The sequence below is a fragment of the Butyrivibrio sp. DSM 10294 genome, assembly GCF_028539135.1.
GTDB lineage: Bacteria > Bacillota > Clostridia > Lachnospirales > Lachnospiraceae > Butyrivibrio.
Genome location: NZ_JANSWL010000037.1, coordinates 41,920 through 66,257, shown reverse-complemented (window position 1 = coordinate 66,257; position 24,338 = coordinate 41,920). Strand labels below are relative to the sequence as shown.

The following is a 24,338-nucleotide window of genomic DNA, read 5'->3' as shown; positions in this document are numbered from 1 at the left end:
AGCCCCCTCATGCCAATAGTTTCTGTAGTCTTCCAAGCGCCTCTCTGTGTCTTAATTTGGTTATACCATAGGAAAGTGACATTTTCTCAGCCACTTCCTGAAGCGTCAGACCCTTATAATATCTGAGCACTATAATATCCATCTGTTCCCTTGGAAGCTTCCTCAGAGCCTCCGCCAGCACCTCAAGGCTCTCCTGATTCAGATAATCCTCCTCGATGGTACTCTTTTCATCGGACAGATCCTCCGGTATTTCGGAGTGGATATGATTTGTCCTGTAAAAATCTATTACTGTATTACCGGTCACGGAATAAATCCAGGTTGAAAGCCCGGATTTCGTTTCATCGTAGGTATCAATTTTCTCAAAAATCTTTACAAAGACATCCTCACACAGATCCTCTGCATCTGCTAATGAATTCACATGTTTTCTGATGTAACCAAAGACCTTGTCCTTGTAGTCCCTGTAAATCTGTTCCTTTGAGAACTTTTCTCCCATTAATTATTTCTCCTGCTGATTGTTCCTATTCGGTGGAAACAGCTTAGCCAGATCAGGCCTTCCGGCTGCGGCGATCATATCCAATTCGTCGTCCGACAGCTCAGCCTTCTCAGTATCCGGGTATCTTTCTTCAACCTCATCTATGATGGCTGCAAGTTTGCTGTTCCCCGCATATTTCTGATAATCCATAAGCCTTGACAGTTTCTTTTCCATAAGAGTTCACATCCTTTCCACGTGACCACAATACTATTATACCCGCATTAACGCATTATTTCGACTTATAATATTCTTTTCTGCGATAATAATCAAAGTCTGTAGAGCATTTTGCCATTCATCATACGCTCTTCCTTCAGAAGTCTTCTCACATCTCTTGCCATAGTGATGGTAAAAGTCACATACATGCAGAAATCTCTGATCTTATCAATAACGTTGTTCATAGCTTTTTTACCTCCGCTTAATATGTTCTTCTGTTTATTTATACGAACATAAACATCACTGTGGCAAAAAACTTGAATCATTCTCTACATTTGTCTATTCTTTTAATATAAACATTTAGGGGGACAGTCATGTACATAAACATGAAAAAGCACATACTTTCCAACGCCATTATGATGGTTGCCGTGATCAGAATAGTTGCAGCAGCCCTGGAAGGTTTTTGCAGATTTATTATCAAAAAAAGCTCCGGCCTCAGCCCGGATATGATGGATACCTATTCATGGAATCTGCAGATGTGCATCTCAGTTCTGCAGATAATCGTTACCACCACGGTCTTTTTTGTTTCTTGGAAAAAATTGAATCACTATATGGAACTGGTTCCCAAAGATGATCAAAAAGAGATGGGTGATCTCCAGAAGGAATTCCTCGGGAAAAACATCGCATCTCTTTCTGTGTCTTCTATAAGCCGCCTCCTGCAGCTGTGGGCCGTGATATTCGTAGGTGCAGAGCTTATTTACGATTTTACTTCCATTATGTATCGCCGCTTTATTGCAGTACTTATGGATGCACTTGCCACCGGTACCGGGCTTTCTGACGGCACCTTTGTACTTCTGTATAACATGACCCACGGTTTCAAATATCTGGAGATCCTGACAGCAATCCTTTTGGGCGTTGTTATGACCGGAATCTTTTTAAATGACAGATTTTTAAAGGGATTCTGCCTGGCAACACTGGTTCTTTTTATGCTTGCCTTCGGTCTCCTCAGAATGCATACCGTGTCCCTTATGGGACGTGAGATAGGAATCGTGTGGACCTCCATTATCTATCACGTCACCGAGACACTTGGACTTGCTCTTTTCTCTTTTTATCTCGCAAACCGCTATAAGGGCCTGTGAGTTACCTTGCTGCCCTTCTTTCTCTTCTTGCCTTTCTTCTGTAATTAATAAGGCTTACGAAGCAAATGATTGCCAGAACAAGTGATATGCTTGCAATTATTAAGAATCTCAATATCAGCTTGTTTACATTAATGGCCTCATAGGCAATTGCATACTCTGAGAATCTGTCGGTCCTGAATCTTACTGTGTCAGGATCATCTCCGATATCCTGAAGGATATCTACCACTCCGTTGTGATTTCTTATAACGTAGAACTTGCGTCCGGCCTTACGGTACTGCTCAGGTATAGGAATCACAACCTCAAGCTCTGCATCGGTGTTGTTGATCACCGTACTGGTTCCGCCGCTGGTCTTCATTACAAGGAAGTCAAAATAGCTGACCGGCTTGTATCCAATCTTTTTCTGCATCACTTCCTTGATCCTGCTGTCAATTGTATCGGTATTCTCAGTGATATCCACGTTGAAGGAAATAGGCGTTCCGGTAAGAACCTGGTATTTCTCTTCTTCCGTAAGTGTAGCAACTATAACATCCTCGAAATTGATGGCTGTCGGCTGACTGTAGTAGGTAGTTACAGCTGTTTCCTGAGTGTCTGCTGCATAGGAATTATTAACGGTTATCTGCAGTGTGCCATCCTCAAATGCTTCTTTTAACATAGGTGTCACGGCGTTGTCGTTGATAAGCATTCTGAGAGTTTCTTCATCAAGATTATGCCTTGCCATGATTCCACCGCCTGTATAAGGATCAGCTGCTTGAGGAACTTCCTCTGCTTCAATGAAAGTATCCTCGCCGTATTCTTCCTCTTCAAGAAGCTCTACCTCTTCTAAAGTCTCTTCTTCGACAATTGTCTGCTCGGGAACTGCACCCTGAGTAGCTGTATCCTTGTTGTATTCGGTCTTCTTGGCATTCTGGGATGCTTTCTGAGTCTTGGTGTTATCAGCCACCTTTTTGCCGGTAGCTGCGGTAGTGGCTGTTGATTTCTGGGAAGGAGCAGGCGCAACCTTCTCAAAACTTGCAACAATCGAATGGGCACCTCTTACATTATTGAAGGTATAGCTGGCAACTGCGCCAATATTCTTGCCATCCACTACAACTGCTTTAATCTTATAGTCTGAAGCTGCTGCAATATTAAAGGTTGAGCTGCCGCCTTCTGCGACGATGATATCTCCGCTTGGAAGAATAGCACCTCCCTCACTTGAAATACCTGATGTTATTTTATAAGTAGCTGCTTCCTTCTTGATAAAGTTTGCAACCACATTTACATCATGCTCGATCTTGTCGATGGTATATGATCTGTCATAGCAGACAACCTGTCCGTTAATTGTCCAACCGGTAAACTCATAGCCCTGATATGCCTCTGCCTTGAGATTAACCTTGGAGCCCTTGTTATATTTACCTGCACCCTCATATTTACCGGTGTCCTGAGGATTAACCGTAACGCTTACTATGCATGTATCTCTTTTAAATACCGCTGTGATATTCCTATCTGTGGTGATATTGTTAAGCTCCAGTGACTGTGCGGTACTTATTGTCTTATTGTTTTCAACAAAACCTTCGAATCTGTATCCGTTCTTAGCTTTTGCTGTGATGGTGGTATTTCCGCCATAATTTACGCTGAGGCTCTTACTGATAGTTCCTCCATCCGCATCATTAACGGAAGTTTTGACATAACAGGTGGCTCTCTCAAATTTGGCTACAAATACTTTGTCGTCTTTGATATTGGTAAAAGTCGTCTGCTTCTCTGTAGATATCAGCGTCTTACCCTCATACCATCCCGCAAAATAATAATTGTTATTTGGAGATGCCGAAACAGTGCAACTTGCGCCGTCCACAACAGCTCCGCCTCCCGCTACGGCTCCGCCCTTGGCAGGCTCAGCCTTTACAGATACCACATGGTCAACGTTCGCAACCATAACAACTGCTCTGCTGACATAGCTAGAATCCTCTCTGGATGTAGCAATAACTACAAAAGAGGATGCTGTCTCATTCTCTCCTACTTTAAGCGTTCCGTCGGAATTCATGTAGGTGCCTGTGCTCTGATTGGCCGCAACCGACCAGCTAACGCCCGGATCATATCCGCTGCCGCCGGTGACATAGGCATCAAATTTATAGGATTTTCCTCTTGGCACGGTTGCGTTACCGGGAATTACCTCAATGCTTGAAACATAGGGCTCCTCAGCCTTTACCACCAGTGAAACCTTCACCACCGCAACGTGATGTCTTCTGTAGTCATTGGCAGAAAAGAAAGTATAAGTGGCATTATATTTTCCCGCAGACAGTTTCTTGTCTACATATACCTGATAAGTTGCGGAATCTCCGGGATCAAGATACTCTTTTTCTGAAACCATGGATAAAGAAAATGCGGTTGAAGGATCCACTTCCTCCCAGGTTATGGGGAAATTGGTATGTCCCACATTTACAACAGAGAACTGCTTGGTCTCTACATATTCGCCCTCATAGCAGGTTCCCAGACTTATGTTTGGAGTATAACAGGCAAGGTCATAGTCAAAAGGATCCGGCTCATCATCGTATGTCTGCTCCGGTTGCTGCTGTTCTTCCTGCTGTTCTTCCTGCTGCTCAGGCTCTTCCCAGCTTCCGGTATCCGAAGTGTCGTCCGTTGGCTCATAATCTTCATTTTCGGAGCTGTACTCTACTGCCTCCCCTTCCTCTGCATAAACCTTTGCAATCTGAACAGCGGAAGCACTGGTTACAAATAACGCTATCGTCAGTACGATCGCGTAAATCCTGATAAAAATATCCTGTTTCATAATTTTCCCCTCTTTTGAAAAAACATGTTTACATATCTTTATACGAAGCAAAATAAGTGCCGGCAAAAGAATTATTCAAGATCATAAACCAATGTCATGTCCACTCTGTTGCCCTTAACACCCACAAGCACATCCTTGGCTAGGCTGGCAACTATGGACTTCTCCAGTTCATCCCAGGCATATTCCGCCGCTTCGCTGGTCTCTGACGCATCCTTGAGAGCCTGTCTGTACTCAGCCAGTGACCACATGACCCCCGAATCCGCCATGCCCTCCACATGGCTGTAGATTCCCATACTTCCGTAGTCCACCATATTAAAGCCATACTGCTGCTCAAGTTTCATTACATTGTCATAATTAAGAAGACCGTTCTCAATTACCTCTCTGACCTTATCCATAAATCCCTTCACAAACATATTGTTATGGCGCTTGGATACTTCGATCAGGTGCTTCTTTTTATCGGCATCCATCTCGGTCTTGGCCGTAAGCTTGATACATGCCTCATTCTTGTATCGCTCCATGTACAGGGCCACATGGTATTCCCCCACCATTGCCTGTAACATTCCGACTGTTTCTTCAAATAACAGCTTCATATGAAGCTCGTCTTTTTTGCCGATTCCAAGATCCTCTATAAGTTCTTCCGCTCTGTCTGCGGCTTTTTCCATATTTATGTTGCCACTTGTTATGAACATATAATCAGTAACAACCTGTGGAACTCTCGAGCCCACAGTACACAAGGCTTCCGAGAAATCCTTAGTCACCTTCATATGAATCTTATCGAATTTAATACTGATTTCTATATCATCCGCCAGATTGGCGACAAGAGATCTCTCCAGATCCTCCCATGCCTCCTGGGAATATTTATCATCAGCTCTTTTTTGCAAAAGCTCTTCCTGATAATCCTTGAGACTCCACCTCTTTTCAGTGGGCGGATTGGCTATAAACATCGATAACAGCTTGTCAAAAAATCCGACTTTACTGCCTTCAGAAGCTGAACTTATGGATATAAGCTTGGCCCTCTGATTGGCATCAAGATCGTTGTCTGCAGTCAGATTTATATATGCAACCCTGGAATTCCCCTCCAACCACAGAATCACTGCTTCTTCCACAAGAATTGACTTAGCAAGCCTTAGTACCTCTTCGGTCAAAAGTCGTAGTCTTAAAGCATCTCTCTTCTTGATAAAGCTGTCCGCTATGAATTTGTCCATTGTCTGGTAAACTTCATGAAAATCAGATACATCGCCGATTTCGACGTGTCTAGACGTTAAATAACTCATTTTTCCCCCTCCAACATGTTATCAGATTAATCATAAAAGAAAGCCGGTCCAATTCTCAAGACCGGCTTTCTAAAGATTTTATAAATTTTTACTTTTGGGTATTCTCTTCAAGTTCTTTTTCTTTGCGCTTTTTGTACATCTCTTCGCCTGTAATTCCCAGTACAGCGATGATCAGGAGCCACCACCAGCTGATCTGTGAGTCTTTTTCTGCCTCAACAGGTATGCCTGCTGCAAGAGGTACCGCTTCTTCGCTAATAGTAACAGGCGCTTTGTTATTATCCTTCTTATTTGCTACCTTCATGGAAGGTGCTGCGATACTTTCAAGTTCTGTCTCAGTCTCTTTTTCTTCTGCAATATCGTTAACCAGATCAATGATGCTTCCTTCGGTCCATCCGGTGTTAGTTGTAACCGGACCGAGAACCGGCTGCGTAGGCTGAGGAATTGCTGCCTCATCCATTACAGTATTGTCGATGGTGTTAAATATGATTGTCCACTCCTGAGTGGGTTCGTAATTAAAAGCTACTGCGTCGGACTGTGTGTATGCTTCGTCAGAAGGAGCGCTGTCTTCGTTATTTTCAGCTGCAGGGGCAGGAGTTCTCTTCTTGGAGGTATCCTTCTTATCCTCTGTCTCAAGTACTTCTTCTTTCTCTTCTTCCTTTAGCTCTTCCTCTTTACTGGTATCTTCTTCGTCCTTTTCCTCTTTATTTTCTTCGTCCTTCTTATCTTCTTCAGTTTCTTTCTGTTCGTCCTCTATCTGGTTGTTGATCTCATTTATTACTACTGCAGGATTGATCTGACTTTCCTTAGCAAGATCATTTATTACCTGCTTAGCTGCTTCCTTCTGGGAGGTCAGGGCACTCAGATCCTGAATGGCATCTTCCATCTTCTCATTGGCCTTATCAAGAAGCTTATCAAGATATCCGATTGCTTCCTCGATGGTCATTGAATTCATATCAACTTCTTCAGGAACCTCAATTCCCAGGAACTTGGCTACATCTGTAACACCAAGTGCTTCAGCAGCGGTGAGTACGTAATTGTCACGGGTCTTAAGATCTTCAATAGCATCCGCAAGCTTTTCAACTTCTTCTTTTGCCTGAGCCGTTGCATCCTCTGCATTGGTAACTGCATCGGAATACTCTTTGTACTTCTCAACGTAGCTGTCTGCTTCCTTGATGAACTGTGCTACTTCGTTATCTGTTTCTTCCTCACCGGTGGTGATATACTGGGTATTTCCGATTATTGCCGGATTGCCATGAGTATTACTGTTCTTGTTCTGAATAACTTCTGTTATTACACAGCCGTCAACTTTAATGGTTCCGTCCTGGTCCACTTCAATTTTTCTTGTCTCAGGCTTATTACCATCGAGCTGTTCCTGTGCGATATAGTAAGTAACTCCGTCCTTCTCGTAGCTGTATACTCTGAAATCTCCCTGTCTCATCTTATCTTTGACAGTATTCAGCTCTTCGCTGTTTACACCTTTTACGACTCCCTTTTCATACCAAGTCTCATTGCTATATAGCTGTCTGAGATATGTATCTGCTCCTACCTCAAGCTCTGACTTTTCGAAGATCACTATCTCTTTGCTTGAGCCTAACTTGTTGTAGGGATCTGAACAAACCTGCTTGTCTACTCTGTCCAGGTTGAAATACTTGGTTACCTTGTTTCCGTCTTTATCGGTATAAGAGAACTCGTAATATGTATAATCCTGTCTGTCGAAGCCCTTAACCTTCTTTTCAAACTTAACGCTGGTCTCGTCGTCTGTTCCCAGCACCTGAGGAATATAATAATCTAAGATATATGCCTTAAGGAGTTCACCCTGCTTATCCCAGTTAGCCCAGTTCTGTCTGTTATTTTCAAGCTCGTCCTTAAGATCCTGAGCTGCTACTGATTCAGCTTCCAGCTTTTCCTGAGCTGTTTCAACGGCGTCTTTGAGGTTATCTGCTTCTACTTTGGCTTCTTCCAGCTTAGCCTTGGCTTCATTTAAATCTGCGGATGCATCTGCAAGTGCTTCAAGATAGTCTTTTTCTGCTTTCCTAAGCTCAGCCTTAGCATTTGTATAATCTTTATTCAGCTGTTCCAGCTCAGTCTGTCTTTCCTCAACCACTTCCTGAGCCTGATCTATAAGTGTCTCCAGCTTCTGCAGCTCTTCGTTTGCCTTCTCTTCGTTTTTATCTTCAACAGCCTGATCAATCGCTTGATTTATTGTCTCGGCTTCAGTCTTGGCATCCGCTACTGTCTGTTCAACAACATCGGCAGCGACCTCTGCTTCCTGGATTATCTGAACTACTTCTCTTGCTGCTTCCTGCTCAGCTACATCTGCTTTTTCTGCTACTTTGAGGTCTTCTTCTGCGTTCTGAATGTCGGCAACTGCTTCCTGTGCTGCCTCTTCGATGGCCTGCGCTGCTTCAATCACATCCTCAACTGCTTCTTCTGCAACTGCTCCGCCATCTTCTTCACTGGCTGCGGTCTCCTCGGTTGTGATCGGAGCGACCTCGCTGATTATATTCTCTATAGCCTCTTTTGCTACCTCTGCCTGTTCCTGTGCCGGTGCGGTTGTTACAGGTTCTGCTTCTGCAACTGCACTCTGCTGCGTTTCCGGCTCTGTAGGAGATGTCTCAGGTGCTTCCTCGCCTTCCGCATATGCTGTTATTGGTGCTGAAAGAGCCATCATAGCAGAAATTCCAACTACTAATGCGGATATTGTTTTCTTTTCAAATAAGTTATTCTTTCTCATCATATCACCCCTTTTTAAGAACCGATTATCAGTAACAAGTGCTTTTTAATCCAATGCTATATGTTCGAATAGATACTGAAGAACATCCTGGCTAAATCTCTTTGCGTTAAAGGCAAGTGTTCTGGTTCCGTCTTCTTCTTTGTCTTCTCTTACCACATCGGCGTACATTATAAGAGTTTCGGCTACTATGATCACGTCCTTGCCAATCATTGAAGGTGCATCTTCCTTTACTGTGATCGCCATACCCAGCGGACTGATATTTTTAACCTGTCCGTAGATCTTTTCCAAAGAATCTCTGTCTACTATCACGCTGTCTGCCTTGAATTCAATTCGATTGATTTTTCTACGTTCTTCCATATACCCACCTCATATTATTTGTTTCTTGCTACTATTATATCGGCAGTGCTCATCATAACTTTAATCATATTTGACAGTTATTTTGTCTTTTATGATTTTATTTATGATATGTTTATTGTTTTCATTTTTAGTTAAACATATCCTTCCTTATATAATAGATTTTCAATCGTATTACCCTATAATTTCGATTTAACCATTCCTAATTCGCCACCGAATGCTGTTTCTCACCTTTATTTCCCTAATTGAGATTTTTTTATCAAATTTTGCATCTTTGTAGTGATTTTTTTTCATTAATATGCTATGATTCAATCCGGTGGTTAACACTGAAAAAAGTTTATGTTTATTGGAGGATAAAAAAATGTCATTCGTAGATGCAATCAAATCTGTATTTTCACAGTACGCTAACTTCTCAGGAAGAGCACGCCGCAGTGAGTATTGGTACTATGTACTTTGCTATGCAATTATCTCAATTGTAATCAACTTACTTTCACAGGCATCTTCAGTATTTGCAATTGTCGGAACTGTCGTAGGTCTTGCTCTTATCTGCCCTACACTTGCAGTTGAGATCCGTAGACTTCACGATATTGGCAAGTCAGGCTGGTACCTTCTTTTCAACCTTATCCCTCTTGTAGGCGCAATCATTCTTCTTGTTTGGTTCTGCAAGGATTCAGAGCCCGGCGACAACATGTATGGCCCTAACCCTAAGGGAATCGGTGGTTTCCAGCAGCCCATGATGTAATTTCATCATTATTTTAACGTTTTAAACAGCTCAGGTTTTTTTAGCCCGGGCTGTTTTTTCTTGCACTAATTCCCCAGTAATCCTACAATAATTATCAGGGGGATAAATTTATGACTAAAAAAGTTCTTAATATCATACGAATCATTGTAATTCTAGCCTGTATTGGCGTGATCATCTACGAAGGAATCCACATTTATCTGGATCAAAAAGAATATACCGTGGCAGAGGATGAATATACTCAGCTCGAGATCAATGCAACCTCTGTAGCACTTCATAACGACGAGGACGCCGAGGTTGTGGACTACCCGCTCATATCCATTGACCATCAGCAGCTTTCTTCCTTAAACAAAGACTATGTGGCCTGGATATACTTCCCTGCCCTCGAAATTTCCTATCCTGTGGTCAAAGAAAATACCGTCAATGAATATCTTCACAAGACCTTTGACGGCACCTATAACAAGGCAGGTTGCATTTTTGAGGATATATTAAGCGATGAGAATTTCTGCGGAATGCACGACATAGTATTTGGCCATAATATGAAGAACGGATCCATGTTCGGTAAGCTCAAACAGCTCTATAACAGTGACAACAAGGATCTAATAGACAGTAATCCATACATTTATATATACACCAAGGATCACGTATATAAGTACAGAATATTTGCATATTACAAAACCGTTGTAGGAAGTAGCTCCTACTCCGTAGTCGAGAGTAAGTCAGATTATGAAGAATTCATCAAGTTCATAGAACCCAAGACTATATATAAAATACCAGACGATATTAGTTTTGCCGACTATCCCGGAATTCTTACATTGTCCACCTGTTCAGGCAAATCCGGAAGCGGTAGCAGGTTCGTAATTCACTCTGTTAAGATCGGCTCCTATGAGACTGCCGGCAATTAAGCACGCAAAAGATCCCCCGGGAATTACACTCCCGGGGGATTTACTTACTGATTATTTGGTTGCCGGGCTGTTAAGCCTCAACAAGAACCTTCTGATCAGCTGATACTGAAACATCAGCACCTGTGATATTCACATTCTTGTTAACCTTCGCATCATAAGTGTTTGCTCTCATGATCTCTGCGAAATCAACACCTGTTGCCTCGCTCATGGTATCAAAAACCTGTTTCATAACAATTGGCATGTTTCCTGAGATCCTTGAAGCACCGCTCTCGCCGCCTTCGCCGGTCTCATAAATATTGATCTTATCAATCTGTGAAAGAGGTTTTGCAATCTCAGCTGCGATCTGAGGCATTACCTTGATCATCATCTCAGCCATAGCTGCTCCGTTATACTTCTTATAAGCTTCTGCTTTCTTTTCCATTGCTTCTGCCTCCGCCAAACCTTTAGCTTTGATTGCTTCCGCTTCGGCGCGACCCTTAGCGGCAATACCTGCAGCCTCCGCATCCATCTTAGCCTTGATACCTGCTGCTTCCTGCTCTAAAGCATACTTTGCAGCTTCAGCCTGGGCTTTTCTTGCATCAGCCTCACGTTCTGTTTCATACTTTGCAGCCTCTGCTTTTTTCTGGCGCTGTACCAATTCTGCCTCAGCCTTTTTCTCAGCCTGATACTTCTCAGCATCAGCCTTTTTCTCAATCTCAGCAGCAAGTTCCTGCTGTTTTACCAGTACTTCTTTCTGTTTCAGTTCTGCTTCACGCTCTGCTTTAGCGATCTGAGCATTTACTGTTGCAGTTTCAATTGATTTCTGCTGTTCCTGCTGCTGAATTGCATATGCTGCATCAGCCATAGCACTTGCTGTATCAGCTTCTCTCTTAAGTTCTGCCTGCTTAATGGCAAGTGCGTTGTTTTTCTCTGCAATCTCTGTCTGAGCAAGTACTCTTGCATCGTTGGCAGCCTTATCAGCCTCTGCCTTGGCGATTGCTACGTCTCTGTCGGCCTGTGCCTTAGCAATTGCTGCGTCCTTTTTGATCTTAGAGGTATTATCCATACCAAGATCATTTATAAGTCCGTTCTCATCTGTTACATTCTGGATGTTACAGGAAAGAATCTCGATACCAAGCTTGTTCATATCCTTGGAGGCTTTCTCCATAACCTGATCTGAGAAGCTGTCTCTGTCGGTATTGATTGTCTTAAGAGCAAGTGTACCGATGATCTCACGCATGTTACCCTGTAATGAATCCTGAAGGTCCTCTGTTATCTGATCGGGATCCTTGTTAAGGAAGTTCTTGGCAGCCAGCTGAATGGCTTCAGGGCTTGTTCCGATTCTTACCTTTGCGACTGCGTCAACATTTACATTGATGAAATCATTGGTGGGAACTGACTGTTCTGTTTTAATATCAACTGTCATCTGTCCAAGATAGAGTTTATCGACTCTTTCAAAGAATGGAATCTTAACTCCTGCGCGTCCGATGAGAATTCTTGGTGTCTTTCTCATACCTGATATAATGTACGCTCTGTCCGGAGGAGCCTTCACATAACCGGCGACAATGACCATGATGATCACTGCGATCAGTGCAAATAATGAAATTGTTTGGATGTTTAACATACTTTCCTCTCTTTCTCGGGATGTACCCGTGAACCCTTGCGTGGTCTTGCTTATTGTTAAGACCGTTATCGCAAATATAATAGTTGCAATAAAAGTCTTGCAGTCTCACTTGATACGGGGGATTTCCCCGGTTGACGTTTTCAAGATCACCTTGTATAATCGGTGTTCTGCTACTCCCTTTTATCTTATGAATCCACTATATCAGTGTCAGTTAATGAAATACATTTCCGGTTAGGCGGGTTAAAGGAATGTATTTTTCCAATTTTGGATAATTGAACCATACGTGATAATTTGTTAACATTATATTGATAAAAGTAAATAAAAAAGGAAGCTTAAATAAAAGAATGAAAGGAAATATTTATGGATAGTAAGACAATAATTGAAGCAGTAGGTTACATAGGATCTTCATTGGTTTTGATATCATTTCTGATGGTATCTGTAGTGAAGCTGCGAGTTGTAAACACAGTAGGAAGTATCATTTTTACAGTTTATGCCTTCATAATCAAGTCCTACCCCACTGCAATAATGAACCTTTGCCTGATACTTATTAATATCTATCATCTGGTTAAAATGTATAACACCGAGAGGACATATGATTTTATTGAAGTAGATGCAGATGACAAGCTGTTTAAATATTCCATTGAGAACAACAAAGACGATATTGAGAAATGTTTTCCCGGTATATCTATGGATTTTTCGAATGCCAACACCGGTTATGTAGTGTGCCACAAAGGTACTCCCGCCGGCATTATTATAGGAAACCTGAAGGATGGTGTGCTGGATCTCTTACTTGATTATTCAACTCCTGAGTACAGAGATTTCTCCATCGGCAAATTCCTTTTTTCCAAGCTCCCTTCCAAGGGCATAAAGTCAGTAATCTACAGGGGATCCGACAAAAATCATAAGGAATATCTCGCAAAGACCGGTTTCGTAAATAAAGGAAATTATTACGAGAAAACATTTTGAACAAGAGATCTATAGAACAGAATAACAGTATAAGCAAAAACAAAAGGGAAGGCATAAGCGATATCACTCGTTATCCTTCCCTCTAAATCACTGACTTTTGGCATTCTTCATCATATTGATTGTCTCGATGTCGTTAGCAGTAAGCTTGATATTGGATTCCAGGGTCTTGCCGTCGGGAGTTGTGACCTTAATGGCAAAAACGGTTCCTTCCTGAACGGCGTTATTACCTACGGCCTGGAAAAAAGGCATTACCTTGGGATGATCCTGCTGAAACAGGCTTAATCTCTGCTGAAACTGCATAAGCAGCATTGGATTCATATTCATAATTCTGTAACCTCACTTTTAATGTATAAATTTGTGATACATTCTAATATAAGAATATTGTAAATGTCAAAAACAAATTAGTTAAAATAATATCAATCTTTCTGATAAAATTTAAGTGATTTTTACATTAAACTTGAGTCAAATCAATTTTTTATGCTTTTTATTGGTCTATAATCCCTATTGCGCATGAAATGTATGCGCTTACATTGTACAAAATTGCTACTAAAACCTGTAATTATTAAGGAGGATAAATAAATGTACGGATTTGGTGACATGATTCAGAGACTTAAAAACGATCCTAAGACTATAGTATTTCCCGAAGGCTCAGACCCAAGAATTCTTGAAGCTGCTTCACGTCTTCTTGCAGGAAATTTCTTAAAGCCAATTCTTCTCGGAAACGAAGATGAGATCAACAAGGCAGCCGAGAGCGCTGGCTACAATATCAGAGGCGCACAGATTATCGATCCTGAGAACTATGATAAGTTCGATGAAATGGTTGAGCAGTTCTGCGAGCTCAGAAAGAGCAAGGGAATGACTCCTGAGAAGGCTATTCCTATTCTTAAGCAGACCAACTATTTCGGAACAATGCTGGTTAAGATGGGCTACGGTGACTGCCTCCTTGGTGGTGCAACCTATTCTACAGCTGATACAGTTCGTCCTGCTCTTCAGATCATCAAGACTAAGCCTGAGAACAGCATCGTATCTTCATGCTTTATCCTTGTTCGTCCTTCAGCAACAGGGGAAAACGAGGTTATCGCTATGGCTGACTGCGGTATCAACATCAATCCCAATGAGGACGAGCTTGTTGAGATCTGCGGCGAGACCGTTAACTGCGCTAAGAGATTCGGCGTAGACCCTAAGGTTGCTTTCCTTTCATTCTCAACAAAGGGATCAGCTAAGGATGATTCAGTAACAAAGATGCAGAACGCAACCAAGAAGGCTCAGGAAAAGTATCCTGACGTTCCGATCGACGGAGAGCTTCAGTTTGACGCTGCAGTAGCTCCCAGAGTTGCTAAGCAGAAGGCTCCCGGTTCACCTGTTGCAGGTCATGCCAACACCTTCATTTTCCCTGACATCAACGCAGGAAACCTTGGCTACAAGATTGCTCAGAGAATGGGTAACTTCGAAGCATACGGTCCTATCCTTCTTGGACTTAACGCTCCTATCAATGACCTTTCCCGTGGATGTAACGCACTTGAAGTATATTCAATGTCTATTATCACTGCTTCTCTTGCATAATTACAGATATCAGTTTGAATTTTGAATATTAGAAAGGCTATCGCTTGATGCGATAGCCTTTATTTTTATCTTACAAATACTTTGCGATTATGATATCACTTGGTTTTTAATCCTTTTTTCTGCTGTCTTCGCTCATGACTCTCATAATATTCAACCTTGCTGCTATACATGTTTTCATCAGCTGCCTGAACAGCTTTGTTTATCTCGCTTGAATCATTTGTCCAGACATGACCTATGGCAACGGTAAGTTTCTTGGTTTTGCTCTCAAGCTTTTGTACAAGAGCGTTAAATTTTACCTCGTCGATCTCGGGAACAATGGCGACAAATTCATCTCCGCCTATTCTGTAACAGTATTTTTTCTTGAAAATACCGGCAAATATTGCTGCGGTATTCTTAATTACCTCATCACCATGAAGATGGCCGAATTCATCGTTAATCGCCTTCAGACCGTTTATATCCGAATAGCACACACCAATGCTTGTTGTCATACCGGATAGAAGCATCAGAGCCTGATTCAGTGCATACCGGTTGCCAAGACCTGTAAGGGCATCGTGACTACCAAGATACATAAGCTCCCTTGTCAAAGTATGATTACGCATCTCCGCAGAAAGGAAAAGTGCCACAGATTCGAATACCTCAGCAACATTGATCTGCAGATTGTTAATGGAATAGTTGTCAGCCACAAGGTACCCGATCACATCATTTTTGTCCTTAAGCACCGCTATCATATATCTGGAGACTCTGCCGGCGAGAATGTCATGATATACCGGCTCATTCACATCAATTAAATAACCGGTGTCATTTACCATAACAACATTTTTGCCCTGAAGCTGCTTATCCCACATCATTGGAATATCATATTTCTCAAAATATTTCAGGGTAGGAAGATCCCTGGTACTTGTATTGCTTACCCACTCATGGATATCGCTTATTGCTCTATCCTTCAGTTCAGCAATATAAACCCTGTCTGCCTCTATTGTCTGTCCCAGTTTGCGCAGCATGCGCTTAACGCCTCTGTTAAAATCCGAGCTTGTAAGCTCCTTGGCGCAGTCAATAATGACATTACTGGTATTAGTAGCAAAGACTTTGTTATCCTCATCCCTTTTTGCAGCTGTAACGTCATGGATAATGAATGCGCAAAAGCCCTTCTGATAAACGGGTACAGCCCAGAATTCATACCATTTGTCCATCATGGTATTGTATGTTCGATTAATAGATGACTGCCTCAATATGGCTGCCTGGTAACTGAATTTGATCCAGTCCTCATCCAAATTGTTGACAGTCTTATAGAATGTATTGCCAATCAGTTCCGCTATAGGTTTGCCGCACATTGCAGCATATTTTTCATTGGCAAATAAAAACAGCATATCCTTAACTGTTCCGAAAGGATCCGTTAAAACCTTGAAAATGCAACATGCATCAGGCAGATCCCTAAGCATGTACAGAATATCATTTGGTGCAAAATTGGCCTCTGATGAGTATCCTATCTTTCCGTCTCCAATCCCCTCATTCATAGCATCTCTCCCATAAAAAACGAAAGTTAACAGCCGCCTAGAGATTATTATACTACAATTTCGCAGAAATGCACGATTTATAAGGCTTTTCAGACAAAATCTTGAAAATATTCAGACATCTTGTGTTTTCACAGGGTCGCATCACCTAAATATGCCGATAATTTCTCCTTTTTAAGGTGCTCTCCTATAACAATTAGTATAGACCTCTCAGCAGTAACTGTTTTGGAGGTGATATTTTTTCGGTTTGCATTGATTTCATAAAAAGATCGATCTTCATTTTTGACTATTCCCTTAATCCGGTGAACATATCCGCATTCAGAATCCAAAAAGATTTTTTGTATGTTTTCCCGAAGATTTTTTTCGCTCATTTCAAAATCAAAATAAAATACGGTATCGAATTTATCACTGTCCAAAATTGGCAGTTTAGTGTAACTAACTTTATTATATCCACTTTTAACTATATGCTTATAGTCTGATTCTGCAAGGCTGTCCCAATCGAGTGCAATCAGACTAAATTTCTGATTTTCTCTTAGACATCCGAAATCTTCCATCGTTTTTTTGAGGAATTTTTCAGATGATTTGATGTCTTCTTCACTGCAAAAATTAATTTTGCTGAATAAAATAACACCAGATACTGCTGCTTCGGTTGCAAGAATATATTTTGAACTGTCGGAAATATTTTTATCAAGGGTCGGATCTACGATACAGATAACATTTCCTATTTCGTACCATCTATCCAAGGGTTCCTCATAGACAAGGTCAAAAAATTCATCAGGGTCAAAAATGCCCGAAGGCTCAATGATTATTCTGTCATAACCCTGCATAGCCATGGCGATAAGTTTGGTCTTAAGCCGCCTTCTGTGCGCTTCCTGGCCGTCACCTCCAACTATCATCTCAAGGTTGCAGCGTTCTCCCTCCAGGTCCTTTAGCATCACCATATCCACGTTGATTGCTCCGAAATCATTCTCGATAATACATATTCTCTCTCCCCGGTTCAGAAGATATCCGGCATATTTTTTAATAAAAGTAGTCTTCCCTGAGCCAAGAAATCCTGTAATCAAATCTAGCTTAATCATTGTTCTCCTCTGCTTCATCTATTGTTTTTTGATTATATTTTAATCTTAAAATTATTTTATTTTCATACATAACATATCGCTATATGGTAATATGAACTTGAATAACCACATGGAGGTATTCACATGAAATTGTCCAAGAAAGCTGCATCGGTGCTGTTGGCAGTTGCTATGACCGCATCAGTATTCGGCTGCGGCAGTGAACAGAATAATACTCCTGCAAACGCTGATATTTCCATAACGATAGCCGCCAGAGACGGTTCTTTTACTGATGTCCTAAATTCTGTGAAGGGTGAATTCGAAAAAGAGCACGGATGCACAGTAAAAGTATTCTCAATGTCGGCCGATGATATCAGAACCCAGGCAATTTCGGATTCATCAAACGAAGTAGCTGCCTATGACATAATTATGATCGATGACCCCCTTATGCCGGAATACATAGAAAAAGGCCTGCTATGCAATCTAACATCCCTCGGATATGCGGATGATGAAGATTTCGTTGAAAAATCAAGGCTTCTCGGCAAAGATCCATATCCTCTCGGCGCCACTTACTCATTACCTTTTTCAGGTAATGTACAGTTGTTATTCTACAATAAAAACCTTGTAGACACCAATGCAGATCTGACAAATTGGAACAGCATACTCAAAATATGCCAGGAAGCAAATGATACAGGCAAAAAAGGTTACGTGATCAGAGGACAGTCAGGAAACCCTATAGTATCCGATTTTCTCCCGATTCTGTGGGCATTTGGAGGAGATATCTTCGACTCCAACAATAATGTAATTCTCGATTCACAGGAAAGTCGCGATGCCTTGGAATTCTATTGTAAGCTGCTTGCCACCGGCGCAAATCAGGACAAAGATGATCTGGTTAATTCAATCACTTCCGGTGAAGGTGCATTGGCTCTGGGATGGCCTTCCTGGTTTATTTCAGGTAACGGAACCGCAGCAGAAATTGCTCAGATTCCCGGAAAAAGAATTGCCTCCTCCGAGGCTCTTGCTACCGGCGAGATCGGTAACTGGCTCCTTGGAGTTACTGCAAATTCCAAAAATAAGGAACTTGCCTTGGAACTTGCAATCTATCTCACAAGCGAGGAAGTTCAGCGAAAATCACTTGAATCCGGTGGGATTCCCACAAGAAAAAGTGTATTTCGGGATCCGGAAGTATTAGCCAAATATCCTTATTTCGAGGCTATTTACAGCGGAACCAACAACTCAAGAGTACGTCCAAGAACCACTAAATGGTCACAGATTGAAGAAGTATTCGGAAAAGAGCTTGTAAGCTGCATAAACGGTGAACAGACAGTGAATGAGACCATTAAAAAGTCCCAGGAAGAAATAAGCCTGTTGGCCAATAAATAGGTTTTAATGTATTATATAAAAAATATATCTACTCGATATAAAAAATACAGGCGCTGCATCGTATAATACAGCGCCTGTTATTTATTATGTTCATATTGGCCTACTTAAGGTCTTCTTTCATCTCTTTTTTCAGTTCAAAGATTGATTTGCCCGTACGCCTTGCAATACCTGAAATATCGTCATATTCAAGCTTTTCACGGCTTACATCATGCCCATATGATCTCTTAACCCTTACCTCACCGTAGGCTGTTTCTATCTTCTTAATTTCTCTGGATAAGACGTATCTGTTACATATATTCTCTCGTACTCCGATTGTTGTTGTATGCTTGAATATAAGTCCCAGCATCTTCTCGCGCTCATCCAATCTGCACATGCAGGTTATAACTGTTCCCGGGCGCCCCTTCTTCATGCCTATGGATGTTGTATAAACTTCTACCGCTCCGCCCTCAAACAGCATTTCAATCGCAAATCCTATCTCTTCCGGAGTCATGTCATCAACGTTACAGGATAACTCAACTATTTGCTCAGTATCTTCCATTGTGTCACCCATAACAGCCCTGAGACAATTAGCTTGAGAAAAATCCTTTTTGCCCATGCCATAACCGATTTTTTCAATCGACATTACAGGCTGATTGGCAAAATCAAAGGCAAAATACTTCACAAGTGCTGCCCCTGTAGGTGTACAGAGCTCTGATTCTATATCGCTCTGATATGATGGAATTCCCCTTAAAAGTAGCGCTGTTGCAGGCGCAGGAACAGGAAGAATTCCATGGGCGGTCTTAACCTTGCCGCCTCCGACGTTAATAGGGGATACTATAACCTTATCGGGATCCAATTTATGCATTAAATAACAAACAGCTACTATATCTGCTATAGCATCAAGATTCCCCACTTCGTGGAAATGTATCTCAGACACAGGAACACCGTGAACTTCACTCTCTGCTTCTGCCAGAAGTTCATACACTTCCCTGATATCGCTCTTGATTTCCTTGCAGGTCTGAAGACTCTCTATTATTTCCTCTATATCGTACAGAGACCTGTGTTCATGAGCACTCTCATGAATATGCTCATGATCATGTGCATTTCCTCCGCTGTGCCCATGATCATGCCCATGGGCGTTTTCATGATGCTCCTCATGCGGATTAATACCGGGTTCTTCTTCGGCACCATCAACCAGCACTGACATATGTTTTCCGATAATACCGCACTTTTTTGATTCTTCCAGGCAATATTGTACCTTAGGGATTCCAAGGGAATTCAATTCGATTAAAATATCATCCGTTTCATCAAAAAGGCCCATAAGTGCAGCTGTAAGCATATCTCCGGCAATACCCATCTTGCATTCAAGATATAGAGTCTTCATAAGTCCTCCGTTTTTTTGTATCAATCCTCAATTTCTACGTTTCTGAGAGCTACATCTCTTCCTTCGATTATCCTGGCCTTTCTGCCGCCGCAATGAGGGCATAAATACCTGTTTTCTTTCACAGGATAATACTCATTGCTGCATTCCTCACAGAAAGCCTTTACCGGTATCTCTTCGCAAACAAGCTCTGCGCCTTCAAGAATGGTTCCTTTGGATGCTTCAGGGTAATATTTATACATGTAATAAGGCATTACACCACTGGTTTTTCCTACATCCACCACTATTTTTTTGACTTTCTTTGCACCGTTTTCTTCGGCGATTTCAGCAGCAAGAGATATCACTCTTACCAGGTAACTCATTTCGTGCATACAAACCTCTATAGCTCTATATTTTTTATTTTATCATCATTTTATCGCAATTTAATTGATTCTGCGTATATTTAGTAAATAATTATTATATAAGGAGGTGGCCTATGTCCCACAATCTTGTTAAACAATGTATGGGCTGCGGCAGAACATTTACCGCCAGAAACAGTAATATGCCCTTCTGCTGTAAAGCCTGTAAAATACGGTATTCTTACCACTATACCTTCAGGTGCCGCGACTGCAGAAATGCCTCTTGCGAAGTCAGGAACGAGAGCCTTCAGGGCTGCGCCTATGACTGTCCCAATTTAAAATGGAATCCTTAAAGCATATGATAACGCGTGTTGTCGTATGCTTTTTTATTGTCCCAAAATATAATTGATAAACTGCTGGGCGCATCTTCCGGATATTCCTCCGTGATTGAGCTCCCATCTGTCCGCTGCTCTAAGCAGCTCTTCTTTCTCCATGGTGATATCGTGCCTTGCAGCCAGTTCCGTGACAATGTCATAAAATTCCTGTCTTGATGGCTTGTAATAGCCTATTGTTACACCAAATCTATTGGCAAGGGACAATTTCTCTTCCATTGTGTCAGATCGATGAATATCACCATCCTGCTCCACATCTCTTCTGTCTCTCCAGGTCTCTTTGATAAGATGTCTCCTGTTGGAGGTTGCATAAATGAGGATATTATCGGGCTTTGTCTCCACACCGCCCTCAATTACAGCCTTGAGGAATTTATAGTCAGATTCATCTTCCTCAAAAGACAGATCATCCATGTAAATAATAAACTTATAATTCCTGTTTTTTAGCTGAGCAATCAGCTGTGACAGGAGTCTGAACTGATACTTGTATATCTCTATCATTCTAAGGCCGTCGCCATAGAACTCATTTACGATTGCCTTGATGCTGGTAGATTTACCTGTGCCGCTATCGCCAAATAAAAGGACGTTATTTGCCTTTTTCCCTGCCACAAAGGCTTTCGTATTGTCTATTAGCTTTTTCTTCTGAATTTCGTACCCTACAAGGTCATTTAAGACCACTTTGTCCATATTATTGATGGGCGTGAACTCAACTTCGCCACTTGTACACTCCCTGATCCTGAAGGCCTTGTTAAGACCAAAGGAGCCGACACCTATTCTCTTGTAAAAATCAGTGATACAGTCAAAAAACTCTTCATCCGAGGTGGTTTTTTCCAACAACTCGCTTAGCCCACGGACTTTTTCACTGACGTTGGAGTTGTACATTAGCTCCGGCTTGTCTATTGACCTGTAATCCGTTATACAGGAAAAACAGTCTATGCCAAGCTTCTCCTCAAGCTCTGAAAAGTCATAATTAAACAATTCACGGTAAGCGTGAAAATCATTTTTGGCAAAATGATTGACACTGCCATCCTTACTTCCCACCTTCTCACAGGTAAGACTAAACGGGTTCTCGTCCATGATAAGAAGATAAGTCAGATAATTATGCCATAGATTCTTGTCAAATGCGCAGCTTGTTCCAAGAACCAGAAGCTTTTTTACCTCCTTGTATACCCTTGATATAAGCTCCTCTTTGTTATAATTATTGCTGTGAAGATCCCTACAGACTGTTGAAAGATTAAGAAGTATCGAATCCTTAGGAAGATCTCCGTATATTAAAAGTTTGGCTACAATCCTTTCCATATGCACCTCCGACCGCTTTACCTTTTATTATTTCAGACTTTTTGTTTTTTCTCTACTGCATTTTCAGTTGAATTTGTTATTATTTTTGCGATGATTTTGATTCAATACTAAATATAAGATATATAACAAATATAAAATATCAAATTTATATTGCAATATTATAAAGCCCGATAAAATCTACATTTTTGTCATTTGTGAATATACAAAATATCCTATATATGTTATATAACATATATAGGATATCCCTAATCTCTTAATTATCAACAAGCATTTTCTCCAGCGCTTCAAAATCATAATCCGTGCGCTGTTCAAAGTTCATAAATGAGTTATTGCTACCGGGTTTCTTGGGTTTAGCCTTGTTCAGGTAGTACTCATTCTTGATGCATTCCTTCATAAAGGCAATCGGAACCTCAATTTCTTTGTTGTAAGACTGCATATATTCATATGCTTTTCTGATTTTCTCAATGTCATACTCAGCAATCTCGGCTATTTCCCGGATTTCCTTAACCTTGAAATCCCCCATCAAAAGCTGGATTATTTCATCAAAAATCTCATCCTTATTAGCAGGTGTAGCCTTCTCTTTGGTAACAGCAACACCTTTTTTATTTACAAAGAATCTGATTCCTACGGTCTTTCTGCCGCTTTTTATTGGATCATAATCTACTTCGAGGCATGTCTTTTTGTTGAGCTCTTCCTTGGTCTTACTTAGTACATTACGGTTAAATATCTTGTATTCCTTGTACTTGGTCTGCCCCAGTTTCTCGGCAATTTCCTCAATTTTGTCATAATCGGGGTAATCCTTGGCCAGTTCGTTCTTGATCTCCTTGCTACCACCGGAATTGATGACTCCCAGATCAAGCTTGAGCTCTGTCAGATCATAATCAAATACCTGAACGCCGTCCTCTTTGGTGATATAAGCCTTACGGTCATAAGCTGAAAGAAGCATCTCATATAGCCTTAAGGAATATACGCTCTTAAGACTGAGAGTCTCGGATAAACTAAGGACTGTGTAACCTTTCTTCAGATTGACTATCTTATCAGTAAGTGAATTGTTATATCTTAATGTAAGAGTGCCATTTTTGAAGGATGCATCGGTTACCACCTGATGAGCCTCTATTTTGCCGTTTTCCTTGTCCTTCATAAGAAGATTCCAGTCAAAAATGGTTGATCCTTTAACCTGGCGATCGCACAACGCCTCGATGTGCTCATATAGTGAACCAGAACTTGACTTAAACATCTTGCGAAGCTCCGGGCCGTAAATAGTGGCCACTACGTTATTGGTATCATCTATTTCTATATGCTGCATACCAATAGCAAATAGCTTCTGGGAAAGGGCTGTGCCCTTTCCCATTGCATTGATCAATTCATTTGATTTATTATAGGTCTTGTGACTGACAATGAGCTGTTCTTTTTCTTCTTTTTGCATATCTCCCCCAATACTATTCCTTTTTTGTACACCTAAAGGGACGATAGAATCTTCCTTTTCCAGTCACCATTGAATATAATTCATTAGATAACATTCCCTTTTTGTAAACCTTATTAATTATTATATTCCTTTTATTGTCACTTTCAAGCAAAATTTCCCATATTTAGTGGGTTTCACTGCATCATTCCACTATTTCAAGTAAACCTTTTCGGTCAACGCAATTATTTCCCTTTTTATGCACCTATACAGATAGGGGCTCCCTTTTTGTATACCATTGACCAATTTGAATTGACTACTATGGTATATATTATTCCCTTATTGTTCACCTTTAACACCTATTTTATTCTCCTAATATCTAAAACCTTAACTTTTTCCACTGATATTTATTCATTTCCGTGCATTTAGCTCTATATTGCAGCGTAATTCGTTGTTTTATCCCCTCGAAAACTTCAAATACTTTCATCCAATAAGTGCTTTTAAACCATTGAATAGATCGAATTTCTATATTATTCAGGTCACCGGTGTACTTATCTCCTCTTTTGGGGACTTTAATTCTAAAAAGGTGAACAAAAAGGGATTTCATGTATTCCCTTTTTGTTCACCTTTATCATATTGAGAGACTTTTTCAACCTGTTACTTTCCTGGATGACAGTACCAGGCATATACTATTCCCTTTTTATGCACCATTATATTCCCTTTTCAGTCACCTATATTATGTTATTGTTTATTGGAAAGCGCATGTTTACTGGGGTTATGAAGCTTTTGTCACTAAGAAGTTTTATTAAAATTGCATTTCCCTTTTTAGTCACCTTTTATCCCTTTTTATACGCTTTTGGAACCTTTTTACTGCA

22 protein-coding genes are annotated in these 24,338 nt (G+C 41.1%); 7 read left to right on the top strand and 15 right to left on the bottom strand.

Features of this window, described 5'->3' with window-relative positions; translation table 11 throughout:
* Positions 1-7: 7 nt before the first annotated feature.
* The 3 genes from NXH67_RS02050 to NXH67_RS02040 all read right to left on the bottom strand — a co-directional run bounded on the left by NXH67_RS02050 (position 8) and on the right by NXH67_RS02040 (position 930).
* Positions 8-493, bottom strand: a complete 486-nt coding sequence (locus tag NXH67_RS02050; RefSeq protein ID WP_272796200.1) for an RNA polymerase sigma factor — start codon at positions 491-493, stop codon at positions 8-10.
* 3 nt (positions 494-496) lie between these two features.
* Entirely contained in the window at positions 497-706 is a 210-nt protein-coding gene (locus NXH67_RS02045; RefSeq protein WP_022778372.1) for a hypothetical protein, read from the bottom strand.
* A 92-nt stretch (positions 707-798) separates the two neighbouring features.
* Positions 799-930: a hypothetical protein gene (locus NXH67_RS02040; RefSeq protein WP_022778371.1), complete on the bottom strand. Its 132-nt coding sequence runs from the start codon at positions 928-930 to the stop codon at positions 799-801.
* Between the two features lie 129 nt (positions 931-1,059).
* Between NXH67_RS02040 and NXH67_RS02035 the strand changes: the two genes are divergently transcribed.
* Entirely contained in the window at positions 1,060-1,824 is a 765-nt protein-coding gene (locus NXH67_RS02035) for a hypothetical protein (protein WP_272796199.1), read from the top strand.
* Between the two features lies 1 nt (position 1,825).
* Here the strand turns inward: NXH67_RS02035 and NXH67_RS02030 are convergent, their stop codons facing one another.
* The 4 genes from NXH67_RS02030 to NXH67_RS02015 form a co-directional block, all read right to left on the bottom strand.
* Complete coding sequence (locus NXH67_RS02030) at positions 1,826-4,588, bottom strand: InlB B-repeat-containing protein (protein ID WP_272796198.1); 2,763 nt, start codon at positions 4,586-4,588, stop codon at positions 1,826-1,828.
* Positions 4,589-4,659: 71 nt separating this feature from the next.
* Complete coding sequence (locus NXH67_RS02025) at positions 4,660-5,862, bottom strand: hypothetical protein (RefSeq protein ID WP_272796197.1); 1,203 nt, start codon at positions 5,860-5,862, stop codon at positions 4,660-4,662.
* Positions 5,863-5,950: 88 nt separating this feature from the next.
* Positions 5,951-8,599, bottom strand: a complete 2,649-nt coding sequence (locus tag NXH67_RS02020) for a hypothetical protein (protein WP_272796196.1) — start codon at positions 8,597-8,599, stop codon at positions 5,951-5,953.
* A 42-nt stretch (positions 8,600-8,641) separates the two neighbouring features.
* A complete protein-coding gene (locus tag NXH67_RS02015) occupies positions 8,642-8,953 on the bottom strand; it encodes a PilZ domain-containing protein (protein WP_022778365.1) in 312 nt (103 codons plus the stop codon).
* Between the two features lie 358 nt (positions 8,954-9,311).
* On the opposite strand from NXH67_RS02015, the gene NXH67_RS02010 reads away from it, so the two are divergent.
* Positions 9,312-9,692 carry a DUF805 domain-containing protein gene (locus NXH67_RS02010; RefSeq protein WP_022778364.1) on the top strand — a complete coding sequence of 127 codons (381 nt, stop codon included), beginning with the start codon at positions 9,312-9,314 and terminating at the stop codon, positions 9,690-9,692.
* 110 nt (positions 9,693-9,802) lie between these two features.
* Positions 9,803-10,594, top strand: coding sequence for a class B sortase (locus NXH67_RS02005; protein ID WP_022778363.1), 792 nt, complete (start codon positions 9,803-9,805; stop codon positions 10,592-10,594).
* A 70-nt stretch (positions 10,595-10,664) separates the two neighbouring features.
* On the opposite strand, the gene NXH67_RS02000 is transcribed toward NXH67_RS02005, so the two are convergent.
* Positions 10,665-12,197 carry a flotillin family protein gene (locus tag NXH67_RS02000; RefSeq protein ID WP_272796194.1) on the bottom strand — a complete coding sequence of 511 codons (1,533 nt, stop codon included), beginning with the start codon at positions 12,195-12,197 and terminating at the stop codon, positions 10,665-10,667.
* Between the two features lie 360 nt (positions 12,198-12,557).
* Between NXH67_RS02000 and NXH67_RS01995 the strand changes: the two genes are divergently transcribed.
* The gene (locus NXH67_RS01995) at positions 12,558-13,163 is read left to right on the top strand and encodes a YgjV family protein (protein ID WP_022778361.1); all 606 of its coding nucleotides are present in this window, start codon (positions 12,558-12,560) and stop codon (positions 13,161-13,163) included.
* 87 nt (positions 13,164-13,250) lie between these two features.
* Here NXH67_RS01995 and NXH67_RS01990 read toward each other — a convergent pair whose 3' ends face one another.
* The gene (locus NXH67_RS01990) at positions 13,251-13,487 is read right to left on the bottom strand and encodes a hypothetical protein (RefSeq protein WP_022778360.1); all 237 of its coding nucleotides are present in this window, start codon (positions 13,485-13,487) and stop codon (positions 13,251-13,253) included.
* Positions 13,488-13,742: 255 nt separating this feature from the next.
* Here NXH67_RS01990 and pta point away from each other — a divergent pair, with 255 nt between their 5' ends.
* Positions 13,743-14,726: a phosphate acetyltransferase gene (gene pta / locus NXH67_RS01985; RefSeq protein ID WP_022778359.1), complete on the top strand. Its 984-nt coding sequence runs from the start codon at positions 13,743-13,745 to the stop codon at positions 14,724-14,726.
* Positions 14,727-14,821: 95 nt separating this feature from the next.
* On the opposite strand, the gene NXH67_RS01980 is transcribed toward pta, so the two are convergent.
* Positions 14,822-16,240: a sensor domain-containing diguanylate cyclase gene (locus NXH67_RS01980; RefSeq protein ID WP_022778358.1), complete on the bottom strand. Its 1,419-nt coding sequence runs from the start codon at positions 16,238-16,240 to the stop codon at positions 14,822-14,824.
* A 128-nt stretch (positions 16,241-16,368) separates the two neighbouring features.
* Positions 16,369-17,334 carry a GTP-binding protein gene (locus NXH67_RS01975; RefSeq protein ID WP_272796193.1) on the bottom strand — a complete coding sequence of 322 codons (966 nt, stop codon included), beginning with the start codon at positions 17,332-17,334 and terminating at the stop codon, positions 16,369-16,371.
* A 105-nt stretch (positions 17,335-17,439) separates the two neighbouring features.
* Between NXH67_RS01975 and NXH67_RS01970 the strand changes: the two genes are divergently transcribed.
* Positions 17,440-18,675, top strand: coding sequence for an extracellular solute-binding protein (locus tag NXH67_RS01970; protein ID WP_272796191.1), 1,236 nt, complete (start codon positions 17,440-17,442; stop codon positions 18,673-18,675).
* 100 nt (positions 18,676-18,775) lie between these two features.
* Here NXH67_RS01970 and larC read toward each other — a convergent pair whose 3' ends face one another.
* The gene (larC, locus tag NXH67_RS01965) at positions 18,776-20,038 is read right to left on the bottom strand and encodes a nickel pincer cofactor biosynthesis protein LarC (RefSeq protein ID WP_272796190.1); all 1,263 of its coding nucleotides are present in this window, start codon (positions 20,036-20,038) and stop codon (positions 18,776-18,778) included.
* A 20-nt stretch (positions 20,039-20,058) separates the two neighbouring features.
* Positions 20,059-20,406 carry a hydrogenase maturation nickel metallochaperone HypA gene (hypA, locus tag NXH67_RS01960; protein ID WP_022778354.1) on the bottom strand — a complete coding sequence of 116 codons (348 nt, stop codon included), beginning with the start codon at positions 20,404-20,406 and terminating at the stop codon, positions 20,059-20,061.
* A 104-nt stretch (positions 20,407-20,510) separates the two neighbouring features.
* Between hypA and NXH67_RS01955 the strand changes: the two genes are divergently transcribed.
* A complete protein-coding gene (locus NXH67_RS01955) occupies positions 20,511-20,726 on the top strand; it encodes a hypothetical protein (protein ID WP_022778353.1) in 216 nt (71 codons plus the stop codon).
* A gap of 33 nt (positions 20,727-20,759) precedes the next feature.
* Here the strand turns inward: NXH67_RS01955 and NXH67_RS01950 are convergent, their stop codons facing one another.
* Together NXH67_RS01950 and NXH67_RS01945 are read right to left on the bottom strand one after the other, a co-directional pair.
* Entirely contained in the window at positions 20,760-22,061 is a 1,302-nt protein-coding gene (locus NXH67_RS01950) for an ATP-binding protein (RefSeq protein ID WP_272796189.1), read from the bottom strand.
* Between the two features lie 253 nt (positions 22,062-22,314).
* Positions 22,315-23,487 (bottom strand): replication initiation protein, encoded by a 1,173-nt coding sequence (locus NXH67_RS01945; RefSeq protein WP_272796188.1) that lies wholly within the window; start codon positions 23,485-23,487, stop codon positions 22,315-22,317.
* Positions 23,488-24,338: the final 851 nt, after the last annotated feature.